The sequence below is a fragment of the Bacillus sp. JS genome (assembly GCF_000259365.1).
Classification (GTDB): Bacteria; Bacillota; Bacilli; order Bacillales; family Bacillaceae; genus Bacillus; species Bacillus stercoris.
In genome coordinates, this window is record NC_017743.1 from 4,087,306 (window position 1) to 4,099,117 (window position 11,812).

Annotated in this window: 14 protein-coding genes and 2 pseudogenes; 11 read left to right on the top strand and 5 right to left on the bottom strand. The window is 40.3% G+C overall.

Annotated elements, in window-relative coordinates; genetic code table 11:
- Positions 1 to 42: 42 nt before the first annotated feature.
- The 3 genes from MY9_RS20735 to MY9_RS20745 all read left to right on the top strand — a co-directional run bounded on the left by MY9_RS20735 (position 43) and on the right by MY9_RS20745 (position 1,941).
- The gene (locus MY9_RS20735; RefSeq protein WP_014666119.1) at positions 43 to 921 is read left to right on the top strand and encodes a LysR family transcriptional regulator; all 879 of its coding nucleotides are present in this window, start codon (positions 43 to 45) and stop codon (positions 919 to 921) included.
- Positions 922 to 935: 14 nt separating this feature from the next.
- Positions 936 to 1,379, top strand: a complete 444-nt coding sequence (locus MY9_RS20740) for a GNAT family N-acetyltransferase (RefSeq protein WP_014666120.1) — start codon at positions 936 to 938, stop codon at positions 1,377 to 1,379.
- 82 nt (positions 1,380 to 1,461) lie between these two features.
- Entirely contained in the window at positions 1,462 to 1,941 is a 480-nt protein-coding gene (locus MY9_RS20745) for a hypothetical protein (protein WP_014666121.1), read from the top strand.
- A 24-nt stretch (positions 1,942 to 1,965) separates the two neighbouring features.
- Here MY9_RS20745 and MY9_RS22000 read toward each other — a convergent pair.
- From MY9_RS22000 to MY9_RS20755, 3 genes and pseudogenes are all read right to left on the bottom strand, one after another.
- Positions 1,966 to 2,102: pseudogene (locus MY9_RS22000) on the bottom strand (LysR family transcriptional regulator); the annotation flags it as partial.
- 7 nt (positions 2,103 to 2,109) lie between these two features.
- On the bottom strand, positions 2,110 to 2,772 hold the full coding sequence (locus MY9_RS20750) for an MBL fold metallo-hydrolase (RefSeq protein ID WP_014666122.1): 663 nt from the start codon (positions 2,770 to 2,772) through the stop codon (positions 2,110 to 2,112).
- Positions 2,773 to 2,938: 166 nt separating this feature from the next.
- On the bottom strand, positions 2,939 to 3,391 hold the full coding sequence (locus MY9_RS20755) for a MarR family transcriptional regulator (RefSeq protein ID WP_014666123.1): 453 nt from the start codon (positions 3,389 to 3,391) through the stop codon (positions 2,939 to 2,941).
- Positions 3,392 to 3,508: 117 nt separating this feature from the next.
- On the opposite strand from MY9_RS20755, the gene MY9_RS20760 reads away from it, so the two are divergent.
- Both MY9_RS20760 and MY9_RS20765 read left to right on the top strand, forming a co-directional pair.
- The gene (locus MY9_RS20760; protein ID WP_014666124.1) at positions 3,509 to 3,955 is read left to right on the top strand and encodes a GNAT family N-acetyltransferase; all 447 of its coding nucleotides are present in this window, start codon (positions 3,509 to 3,511) and stop codon (positions 3,953 to 3,955) included.
- Positions 3,952 to 4,557: a YczE/YyaS/YitT family protein gene (locus MY9_RS20765; protein ID WP_014666125.1), complete on the top strand. Its 606-nt coding sequence runs from the start codon at positions 3,952 to 3,954 to the stop codon at positions 4,555 to 4,557. The genes MY9_RS20760 and MY9_RS20765 overlap by 4 nt, the downstream gene beginning before the upstream one ends.
- A gap of 95 nt (positions 4,558 to 4,652) precedes the next feature.
- Here the strand turns inward: MY9_RS20765 and satA are convergent, their stop codons facing one another.
- On the bottom strand, positions 4,653 to 5,174 hold the full coding sequence (gene satA / locus MY9_RS20770; RefSeq protein WP_014666126.1) for a streptothricin N-acetyltransferase SatA: 522 nt from the start codon (positions 5,172 to 5,174) through the stop codon (positions 4,653 to 4,655).
- 392 nt (positions 5,175 to 5,566) lie between these two features.
- Here satA and MY9_RS20775 point away from each other — a divergent pair, with 392 nt between their 5' ends.
- The 6 genes and pseudogenes from MY9_RS20775 to MY9_RS20795 all read left to right on the top strand — a co-directional run bounded on the left by MY9_RS20775 (position 5,567) and on the right by MY9_RS20795 (position 10,781).
- A complete protein-coding gene (locus MY9_RS20775) occupies positions 5,567 to 5,923 on the top strand; it encodes an MmcQ/YjbR family DNA-binding protein (RefSeq protein ID WP_014666127.1) in 357 nt (118 codons plus the stop codon).
- Between the two features lie 159 nt (positions 5,924 to 6,082).
- Complete coding sequence (locus MY9_RS20780) at positions 6,083 to 6,649, top strand: dihydrofolate reductase family protein (protein WP_014666128.1); 567 nt, start codon at positions 6,083 to 6,085, stop codon at positions 6,647 to 6,649.
- A 281-nt stretch (positions 6,650 to 6,930) separates the two neighbouring features.
- A pseudogene (locus MY9_RS21420) lies at positions 6,931 to 7,097 on the top strand (DUF255 domain-containing protein); the annotation flags it as partial.
- Positions 7,098 to 7,312: 215 nt separating this feature from the next.
- The gene (locus MY9_RS20785) at positions 7,313 to 7,726 is read left to right on the top strand and encodes a MerR family transcriptional regulator (RefSeq protein ID WP_050982296.1); all 414 of its coding nucleotides are present in this window, start codon (positions 7,313 to 7,315) and stop codon (positions 7,724 to 7,726) included.
- The gene (locus MY9_RS20790) at positions 7,723 to 8,640 is read left to right on the top strand and encodes a DMT family transporter (protein ID WP_014666130.1); all 918 of its coding nucleotides are present in this window, start codon (positions 7,723 to 7,725) and stop codon (positions 8,638 to 8,640) included. The genes MY9_RS20785 and MY9_RS20790 overlap by 4 nt, the downstream gene beginning before the upstream one ends.
- Before the next feature lie 71 nt (positions 8,641 to 8,711).
- Positions 8,712 to 10,781 carry a thioredoxin domain-containing protein gene (locus MY9_RS20795; protein ID WP_014666131.1) on the top strand — a complete coding sequence of 690 codons (2,070 nt, stop codon included), beginning with the start codon at positions 8,712 to 8,714 and terminating at the stop codon, positions 10,779 to 10,781.
- Here MY9_RS20795 and MY9_RS20800 read toward each other — a convergent pair.
- The gene (locus tag MY9_RS20800; RefSeq protein ID WP_014666132.1) at positions 10,778 to 11,677 is read right to left on the bottom strand and encodes a CPBP family intramembrane glutamic endopeptidase; all 900 of its coding nucleotides are present in this window, start codon (positions 11,675 to 11,677) and stop codon (positions 10,778 to 10,780) included. The two genes, MY9_RS20795 and MY9_RS20800, sit on opposite strands and share 4 nt — an antisense overlap.
- Between the last annotated feature and the right edge of the window lie 135 nt (positions 11,678 to 11,812).

The following is an 11,812-nucleotide window of genomic DNA, read 5'->3' on the forward strand; positions in this document are numbered from 1 at the left end:
ATATCCTTTTGATGCTTATATGTAATAAGGGAGGAATGATGATTGGAATGGGAACAACTTGAATATTTTCAAACCCTAGCCCGGATGCAGCACGTGACGAAAGCCGCAAAAAGCCTCTCCATCACACAGCCTGCACTTTCACGCTCTATCGCCAGGCTGGAGAATCATTTAGGCGTCCCGCTTTTTGACAGGCAAGGACGATCCATTACCTTAAATCAATACGGACACATTTTTTTGCGACGGGTGCAGGCGATGATGAAGGAGTACACCGAAGGAAAAGAAGAAATCCAAGCTTTATTAAAGCCAGACCAAGGCGTAGTCTCTCTCGGTTTTTTGCATACATTAGGCACTACGCTCGTGCCCGATCTCATCGGCTCCTTTCAGCAGGAATACCCCAACATTGCCTTCCAGCTGAAGCAAAACCACTCTTATTGGCTGCTTGAACGATTAAAATCGGGTGATCTCGACCTCTGTCTGCTCGCTTCGATTAAGCCTGAAAATCCGATCCAATGGATCAAGCTGTGGAGTGAAGAGCTCTTTTTATTTGTGCCAATTGATCACCCATTAGCCAATCGTGAGAGCATTACCCTGACCGAGATTGCCGGGGAACGGTTCATTTTATTGAAAAAAGGCTACGCGCTTCGAATGACGGTCGATGAGCTGTTTGAGAAGGCTGATATACAGCCGAACATTATGTTTGAAGGAGAAGAAGCCGCCACTGCCGCAGGTTTTGTGGCAGCCGGACTGGGCATATCTATTCTGCCAGACCTGAAAGGCTTAGACCAAAGCAAAATCGCCAAAATCCGCGTCAGCTGGCCGGAATGTCAGCGTGTCATAGGGATTGCCTGGATAAAAGGCAGATTTTTATCACCGGTTGCTGAGACCTTTAAACAATATGTCATCAGCCATTTTTCGGAGTAAGGGAGGATTCAAGCATGAAGGTCAAAAAAATCACGTCAGAACAAGATTTACATAAAGCGTTTGAAATCAGAAAGGCAGTATTTGTAGAGGAGCAAGGCTGTCCTATTTCGGATGAATTCGATGAGTTCGATACACTCCACGGTGACTGCCGGCACATTCTGGCTTATCATCAGAATGTACCCGTTGGCACTGCACGCGTCCGTATCGTTGACCACGCGGGAAAACTGGAACGAATCTGCATTCTGAAGCCTTACCGCAAATTCGGTCTGGGAAAAGTAATCGTCGGTGCATTAGAACGTATCGTGAAAGAACAAAGCATATCTGCCTTCAAACTGCACGGCCAGACACAGGCAGCAGGCTTTTATGAAAAGCTAGGCTATCAGACTGCATCAGAAGAATTTATGCTGGACGGCATTCCGCATGTGCTGATGACAAAACAGGACGATTCTGCGCTATAGATAATTCACAAATTTGTCACTTATGAGCATGAACGGTTCATTGGTATACTAATCACCGATTATAGAGAGAAGGAATGATTGTATGCCAGCAAATAAAAAAGAAGGCCTTATATTTGGCGTGATGATGTGCTTTGGAATGGTCTGCGTCATGTCGATTTACAACGCCATCATCAACGGAGCCATTCAGGATTTTTCAATGATGGCCGTTTTTGAAATGGCCATCGGTTTTATGGTCGCCCTCCTGTTAGATTTACTGTTAGTGGGCCCCCTCGCCAAGAAGATTGCATTCAGCATGCCGTTCGACAAGACTAAAAAAATATATGTCATCCTTGCCATGTCAACTTGTATGGTGATCGGCATGGTGCTTTGTATGTCTGTGTTCGGTTTAGTGACAGCGATTCTGGCAAATGGGCTGAACGGAGACAGCCTCTTCAGCACCTATCTTATGATTGTGTTGAAAAATTTCATCCTGGCCTATCCATTGCAATTACTGATTATGGGCCCATTAGTCAGAGGGATTTTCATGAAATTTGTAAAACCAAAGCTCACAGCCACAATTTAAATAGAATAGGAGTGAGCCTGACACTCACTCCTTTTGCTCATGAATCGAATGTAAAACAAGCTCCGCAAAAGCCTCTGCGGCAGGCAGCTGCCACTTTTTCTTTTTGAGTAAATCGGATCAAGGACTGCACCATGCTGAAGAACTTTCAGCTTATGTTTTTCACTTCCATTAATCCCTATACCTTACCACATAGTTTTTATACAATTCTTCGTTATAAAGAATTTCTTTGCCATGTGAAGAGCAAATGAGCGTTGGTTTGATTTGATCTATGATTGAGCCGCTATCGATGTTCTCATTTATATCAACACTGAATCTTCTTATAGGTGGGTGTAAATCCTCCTTACTCGTGATAAAAAGGTCGCCCGTTAATAGAGTACAATCGATTTTATGATCATACACGACATGCCCCGGGGAATGTCCGGGTGTTAAATCATATTGCAGAGGTAAGTGAGCAAGCGTTTGCTCTGTCAGCGGCTGAACAATATGGGCTACCCCTGTGTTCTCTGCTTCATTTTTGTTTGGATAAGGCGCTTCTCCATTGATATATATAAGTTCTTTCTGGTGGGCATAAATCGGAAGATCAAATCTCTCTAACCATTTTGATGCACCTCCGATATGATCACTGTGGCCATGGGTAAGCAAAATGGCTTTTGGATTGCCGATCGCTAACGCTGCCCTAATTTGAGCATCAGCAAAACGTTCTATCCCCGTATCAACAATATAAACATCATCACCATCTTTAATAAACCAAGTATGAACCGGGACACGAAGGGGAACATCAAGCTCAAATTCACATTGAAAGACATGTTCTGATAGTTGTCTCAAGTTCATCAAAACCACTCCCTTTGGAAATTTCTTGCTATCATTACTGTAATACAAATCAATTCAATATGTAACTACGCACGTTTTTGTAACTTGCATTGTGAAATGATCGAAACAGGAAATTGGCCCTTCCCGGACTCATATTTGGTTCTGTCGATAAGGTACATTTTGTACATTAATAATCCCTTTTGTTCCCCTTCTTCACATACTCCCAATCACGTTCTACATTTTTCCTCACTCTATGAAGGAGTGCAGAAATGGTTTCCTTTTCCTCATATGTAAAACCAGACAAAGCGACTTCCGTGGAATGTTCTCCTTCTCTTCTTAACAAGGGATACACCTTTTTCCCTTTCTCAGTCGGGAACAATTTTTTTATTTTTTTATTTTGCTCATCTGGCAGTTTTTGAATAAATCCCTGCATTTCCAGCTTCTTAATGGCCCGCGCGGCCGTTGTCCGGTCCACTTTTATCATTTCCGCCAGCTTCTCTTGAATAATTCCCGGATTTTCATATATGCGTACGAGATAGAGATACTGCCCTCTTGTTAAGTCCAAATCTTTAAATTCGATATTGCTTATGGAATCCAACGCTCTTGCTATCATGCCGATTTCACGCAAAATATCATTCATTCTAAAACTCCTCACGTATTTTTGTTGTAATTACAACAAAACTGTTTTAACCTTACTATTATAAGACCACATGCATGCTGGACAGTCCAGACTAATATCAGAAAAGGATTGATTTAGATGAGTATAAAAAGAATAACAACTGAAGCGGATTTACATGAAGCTTTAAAGATTAGAAGAGGCGTTTTCATTGAGGAGCAACATGTGTCTGAAGCCGATGAGTTCGATGAATTTGATACGCTTCAGGAACAATGCCAACATATCTTGGTATATCATGAGAATCAGCCTGTCGGCACCGGCCGTGCGCGCATCGTTGGCCATACAGCAAAGCTGGAAAGAATCTGCATCCTAAAACCTTACCGTAAGTACGGATTGGGGAAGATCATCGTAAGCGGGTTAGAGGAAATCATGAAAGAAAAAGGACTGACTTCATATAAGCTGCATGGTCAAACACAAGCGGCAGGCTTTTATCAAAAACTGGGCTATCAGACTTCTTCACAGGAATTTATGGAGGACGGCATCCCTCACGTCTTGATGACAAAAGAAATATCGCGGAATATAACATGAAATATATGTATTACGGAATAGGCATACTTATATTAAGTTTGGGCATTTCCTTAACCATACAATCAGGACTGGGCACATCACCCTTCGATGCCCTTTTGGTTGGTCTGTCAAAAGAAATCGGTCTTACCGTAGGAAGCTGGGAGGTCCTTATTTCTGTGATCCTCTTAATCTGCAACGCTATATTAACGAGAAAAAAACCTATTTTGCTGGGCTTGATTACAGCATTCATTACTGGAATAGGCATTGACCTATGGTTGTTTGTTGTAAAAAACACCATCTATCTAAACGCGTTGTTAAGCAAACTGATTTGTTTCGGAATTGGTTTGGTGCTCATCGGGCTTGGAACAGCCATCTATCTTCAGACAAAATTCGCATCAACACCGATCGATCATTTGACACTTATTATCCGAGATCTCACCAAAAGAACAATCTTGTTTTCAAGAACATTGGTATACGCTCTTTTCTTAGTATTAGCCATCATCTTTAAAGGCCCTATCGGCATCGGAACCCTATTAACCGTCTGTTTGGGAGGAATGCTCCTTCACGTTTTTATGCCTATTGTGGAAAGACATTTCTTATCAAAGAATAGAAGAGGTTATTAAGAAACCTCTTCTCGATCCAAAAAACGAAACGCAAAACAAGCCCCATTTCGTTCGTCAATTCTTTATCTCTGGTACTGTTGAGATTTTATAATCAATTAAAATTTATAGTACCAAAAAATCGCAATTTCATTTGCTGTTGGAAAGTTGGAATAAAGCATCGTATCAACCGCACCTATTATAAAGTGATGTTTGGCATAAAAATGACAAGCTGAAACATTAATATCTTGGGTTTCAAGCATAAGACCACAAAAATGATTCTCCTTTGCCCACTCAATCGCTTTATGTAATAATGCTGTTCCAACACCTTTTTTTCTATAGTCTTTTGCCACGGCAATGTCCTCTATTAGTGCATACCCATTCCAGTTAGAACGGATCTTAATCCGGCCAATGCAGTTGTTTTCAAGATAATATAAAAAAGCCGCTTTCCCCTCTTCTTCAACATAACTAACATCCATGTCATCATCTTCATATTGTTTAAAATAAGGTTTGGAAAATCGTTCCTCAGTATATGTCCAAACACCGTTTTCAAAAGCAGGTATCATTCTCCCAAAAACAACGAAAGGTTCGTTTGGTTTATTGAAATCTTTCATATTCAAATGAGTCATTTTCATGATCATATCAATCTCCGCCAATCGAGAAATATTTAGAAAAATCGTTTCGACACTATTCAATAACAGCTTCCAAAAGTGCACTCTTTAACATTACCTTTTATATAGCGATTTTTCTATTTCACTACCATAATGAGGTATTTCACCAGAGAGGCTTGTGGTACAGTAAAAAGGAACAGAAACAAGAGAAAAGAAGATGATCCCATGCCCACTAATAATAAAACTCGCCCACACCCCTGTTGACTAGTACCCATGGAAATAGCAAAAAAACTTATATTAGTAAGGATGAGAAACAGCTTCTGCCATTGGTGACATCTCTATTGAAGCATCCATAGGACAACCAAGGATTGCTCTTTGATTTTTCCAAGAAGAAATGAGAGTGAATAAAGGAGTAATGGAGTATGTTAACAAGAGAAGATATCTTTAAACACGTCAAAGAAAAATACGGTACATCGCCTGATTATCCGTGGGAGAAATACCCAAACTATGCTTCTTTGAGACATGAATCAAACAAAAAATGGTACGGTCTTATTATGAATGTTCATCCGGAAAAATTAGGCTTGGAAGGACATGACGAAATAGATATTCTAAATCTAAAATGTCCCCCTGAAATAAGTGATAGCTTAAGAAATGGAGAAAATATCTTACCCGGATATCATATGGATAAGGAACATTGGATTTCACTTGTTTTGGAACGTATAGATCTAGAAGGAGAAATTTATAACTTAATCGAGCAGAGCTTTCATTTAACCAAGTAAAGATAAATAGTGTTCCTGCTAATCAAGCTACGAAGATTAGTGGACACTTTCATTTTAGGATATTGTTCTTCTCTCTGTCCACAAACGCAACTTAGTCCATCTGGTGCGAGAGTGGGAGAAGAATTTCTACCAACTTCTTATATAAAAGGATGAATAGTTATGACAAATAACTTAAAACAGAGAAGAATAATTTTAGATTTAGCAGTTACTCTAGATGGTTTTATTGAAGGGAAAAATGGAGAAGTTGATTGGTGCATTATGGACCCTGATATGGGGTTTACTGATTTCTTAAATCAAATTGATACTATTTTATATGGTAGAAAAAGCTACGATTTATGGGGACAATATATTCCAAAAAAAGAAGACCCTGATACAGAAAAGGAAATTTGGAAATTAGTTCATAGTAAAAAGAAATATGTTTTTTCCAGAACACAAAATGAGATTGATAATCAAGCCATATTTATAAATGATAATATTCTTGAAGAAGTAAATAAATTGAAGAAAAAGCCTGGTAAAGACATCTGGCTATATGGTGGAGCGAGTCTCATTACAACTTTTATAAATTTGGGGCTTGTTGATGAATTTAGATTATCTATTCACCCTGTTGTTTTGGGACAAGGAAAACCGTTGTTTATTGATGTAAAACAGAGGATAAATTTAAAAATGGTGAATGCAAGAACATTTTCCTCTGGCGTTGTGCAAATCGTTTATCATTGGAATGGCTAAAAAAATCTTCCCCTCCAAAATATACATTGTAAGGTAACACTCGACAGTTATTTTTCTTATTGAACTAAAGGGGAATCCTAAATAATGGGTTCCCCTTAATACTATGGAATTATCAACATCGAATTTTAACAGAGCCCAAAATATCTTTTCCTGTAATAAAAGAAAAGAAGACTGAAAAGGACAAATTAACATAATTAAACATTATAGTATATTTTATTCTCCCTCTTTTAAGTAAATCAGCTAAGTTTTGTATTTATAAAAAAACGAAAGAAGATGATCCCATGCCCACTAACAATAAACCCAATAGATTAATCGCTGAGAAGTCTACTTATTTTACTTCACATGCTCACAATCCTGTTGACTGGTTCCATGGGGAGAAGAAGCCTTCGAAAAAGCGAAACGCGAAAACAAGCCGGTTCTTGTCAGCATCGGTTATTCGACTTGCCATTCGTGGCCTAGGAAATCAACTCGTGCGGAACTCCATTAACAGAAGCCATTTTAAACGATAATACCATGTGTTCTAATAATACAGTTTATCTTTTATGTCATTCATTATCTAAAACCTGTAATCCGTAACCATGCGGTAGCAGTTTTTTTTATTTGCTTGACTTAGAGTTAACTCTAAGTTGTAAACTAACTTTAATCAAAAGAGAGGGATGATGTTTGTTGTATTCCATTAGTAAAGCTGCTGAGAAGACTAGTATTAGCTCGTATACATTAAGATATTACGAAAAGATTGGGTTACTTCCCCCACCAAAACGAAAAAACAGTGGAAGGCGTTTTTATACAGAGACTGATATTCAGTTCATGACATTCCTGAAAAGTTTAAAGGAAACAGGTATGTCTTTGGAGGATATTAATGAGTTTGTCAAAGACGGCTGCATATTGGAAAAAATCAATTCAGATGTTAAATCAGCACAACTCTCCCCATCTATAAATAAACGTATTGAGATTTTAACCAAGCACTTAGAGAAAATGGAGATTAAAAAAAGGGAGCTGGAAGAAGTAATTTCTACTACAAAAGGAAAACTGGATACATATTATTCAATTTTGAAAGAGGAAGTGGAAAACAAATGAAACATTTAAATATATATCTGATGTTAATTGGCTTCTCTATTTTTACAGGAGCTACTTTTAATCTTGCAAAATATACGGTTGGATATTTTTCTCCATCGTCCTCTGCGGCATGGCGTTTCGGTTTAGCTGCTGCGGTGATGCTCCTCATTTTGATTTTTACTGAAGGTATAAAGAAGAGTCAATTACGGAAAAACGCCGTTTCATACATTGTTCTCGGAATTATAGGAATATTTGGATTTAACGCCTTGTTTTTTATTGGTTTGAAATACACATCTCCCGTTAACGGAGCATTAATAATGGGGCTGAATCCTTTATTAACAGCAATTCTCGCTCGAATTATCTTAAAGGACAAAATGACAAAAAAACAAGTGCTCGGCATATTCTTTGCATTCATCGGTGTATTGCTAGTCATTACACAAGGTTCTATCGAAACCATTAAAACCTTATCAATTTCAGGCGGAGATTTAATAATCTTTACAGGTAACGTTTGTTGGGCACTTTATGGTGTACTTGGACGGCGGTTTGTAAAAGATGGCACTCCGCTATCTACAACCACTTATACGATGGTTATCGGGGCTGTTAGTTTAATAGTAGTTTCATTATTTACATCCAAACCTGTTTCTTTATCGAACATCCCGATTGGAGTTTGGGGGGCAATTGCCTTTATGGCTTTCTTTACAAGCGTTTTGGGTTACCTATGGTGGAATCAGGGGATTAAGGAGATTGGGGCAGGTAAAACATCTTTATTTTTCAACCTTGTTCCCGTTGTAACGATGATTATTTCATTTGCCATTGGCACACCGATAAAGGTATTTCAAGTTATTGGGGCTGTGTTAGTTATAATAGGCGTTTTAACTGCTTCGGGGGTAATACGTATTCCTAAGTACAATACTAGAGAACAGTCAGCTGTATAAAGAAGCAGGGATTATTTTTGAGAAAATGTGTTAAGTTAAATATAAACTAATTACAGAAAGCAGGTGATCCCATGCCAAACAAAAGTAAACCCAATAGATTAATCGCTGAGAAGTCTCCTTATTTACTCCAACACGCCCACAACCCTGTGGACTGGTTCCCTTGGGGAGAAGAAGCCTTTGAAAAAGCAAAATGCGAAAACAAGCCGGTTCTTGTCAGCATCGGTTATTCGACTTGCCATTGGTGCCACGTCATGGCCCACGAAAGCTTTGAAGACGAAGAAATCGCGCGTCTTCTCAATGAACGGTTTGTGGCGATTAAAGTCGACCGGGAAGAGCGGCCGGATGTGGATTCTGTTTATATGCGAATCTGCCAGCTGATGACCGGGCAGGGCGGCTGGCCGCTGAATGTGTTTATTACGCCTGATCAGAAGCCGTTTTACGCGGGTACATATTTTCCAAAGACGAGTAAATTCAATCGTCCTGGTTTTGTTGATGTGCTTGAGCATCTGTCTGAGACGTTTGCGAACGACCGCGAGCATGTCGAGAATATTGCGGAGAACGCCGCTAAACATTTACAGACCAAAACAGCTGCAAAAACTGGTGAGGGCCTTAGTGAGTCAGCGATTCACCGGACATTCCAGCAGCTTGCCAGCGGGTTTGACACGATCTACGGCGGTTTCGGGCAAGCACCGAAGTTTCCGATGCCTCATATGCTGATGTATTTGCTTCGTTATTACCACAATACAGGGCAGGAGAATGCTTTATACAACGTGACGAAAACGCTGGACAGCATGGCGAATGGCGGCATTTACGATCATATCGGGTATGGGTTCGCCCGCTATTCAACCGATGACGAGTGGCTCGTTCCCCACTTTGAAAAAATGCTCTACGACAATGCGCTGCTGCTGACCGCTTATACCGAAGCCTATCAGGTCACGCAAAATAGCCGCTATAAAGAGATTTGTGAGCAGATCATTACGTTCGTTCAGCGGGAAATGACCCATGAAGACGGAAGCTTTTTCTCCGCTTTAGATGCGGACACAGAAGGAGAAGAAGGAAAGTACTACGTATGGTCAAGGGAAGAGATTCTAAAAACGCTTGGAGACGAACTCGGAACTTTGTATTGCCAAGTGTATGACATCACTGAAGAAGGAAACTTTGAAGGCAAAAATATTCCGAACCTCATTCACTCAAAGCGGGAACAAATCAAAGCGGATGCCGGGTTAACTGAAGAAGAGCTCCGCCTCAAGCTTGAGGACGCAAGACAACGGCTCTTGAAGACACGCGAAGAAAGAACCTATCCGCATGTCGATGATAAAGTGCTGACCTCATGGAACGCGCTGATGATCGCGGGTCTCGCCAAAGCGGCAAAGGTATACGAGGAACCGAAATATCTCAGCTTAGCGCAAGACGCCATTACATTTATTGAAAACCATTTAATCATCGACGGCCGTGTGATGGTCCGGTATCGAGACGGCGAAGTGAAAAACAAAGGCTTTATCGACGATTACGCTTTTCTCCTATGGGCCTATCTCGATCTCTATGAAGCTTCGTTTGATCTTTCTTATTTACAAAAAGCGAAGAAACTGACAGATGATATGATCGGCTTATTTTGGGATGAGGAGCATGGCGGATTCTATTTTTCCGGGCATGATGCAGAAGCCTTAATCGTACGGGAAAAAGAAGTGTACGACGGCGCCGTGCCTTCCGGAAACAGTGTGGCAGCCGTTCAGCTGCTTCGTCTTGGACAAGTCACAGGCGACTTATCACTAATTGAAAAAGCAGAAACGATGTTTTCCGTGTTCAAGCCAGACATCGACGCGTATCCGAGCGGCCATGCTTTCTTTATGCAAAGTGTGTTAAGGCATCTGATGCCTAAAAAAGAAATCGTGATTTTTGGAAGTGCAGACGATCCAGCCAGAAAACAAATCATAACGGAGCTTCAAAAAGCCTTTAAGCCTAACGACTCCATTCTGGTGGCAGAGCAGCCCGAGCAATGCAAAGACATTGCGCCATTTGCAGCAGACTACCGCATCATAGACGGCAAAACAACCGTGTATATTTGTGAAAACTTTGCCTGCCAGCAGCCGACAACGAATATCGAAGAAGCCATCCAAACGTTAATAAGCAGCAGGGATTAAGACCCTTGCTGCTTACTTTTTGATTTCTTATGGTACCATAAAGCGATCCCCGCAAACACAAGATTGACCGCTATCGTCAAGAAAGCCTCCCACATCGGGTTCCCCCGCGTAACCGTAAATAGAGAAGGAATTCCTCCATACACACTGTTTTTTTCTGTGATAAACATACACAAAAACATATTATTCGCAGCGTGGGCGCCAAGTGAGATTTCAATACTGCCAGTTTTAATCGTGTAATAGGTCCACACAAAACCAAATGTTAAGTACTCAATTCCTGCCCAAACAGCACCGTTGTTCATTTCTGGATTCGCAAAATGTAATACGCCAAACAATCCCCCGACAATCAATGTCAAGATAAGATGATTTTTCGTCAATCTCCCGAAGGCTTGAAGCAAAAATCCCCTGAAAAACAATTCCTCAGCTGATGTCTGAAACGGAACTAAAATGAGGGCCGCTGCTAGCAGCCAGATAAATCGTGATGCATCAAAGGCTTGCATTGAATAATTGTCTGGATGAATCGCAAAATCAATCAATTGTACGGCGATCATCAGCAAGAAATAAGCCATAAAACCAAAGGAAATTCTCCGCCAATTCATCTTTGAATTTGGTGTAATCACAGTTCGGAAAGGCCGCTTCAAAATAAAGCGCACAGCCAGCCAAACTCCCGGAATGGCGAATAAATAAATCACATGGGACAAATAAAGATCTACGAGAGGATCACTCAGCACAGCTTCATCCAAATCAAACGTGATATTGGGATTCACAATAACCGTGAACAGTATAGCGAAAAGGTAAGCTATATTCCCGAATACATATAACCCTACCATCACCAAAAAAGCGAAAAAATATCTCCACAGCGTATTGTTTCCTTCTATAGGACGGATAAATGAATTCATTCCTTCTATGTCTCTTCCTTTCAATGAGAATATCACTATATATTTGCATAAATTGGTCTATGAATCTACTGTTTTGGAAATCTTTTAAGCAAATGCACGGAAAAAGTGCGAATTTAGTTCTCCCATCTAGTGATT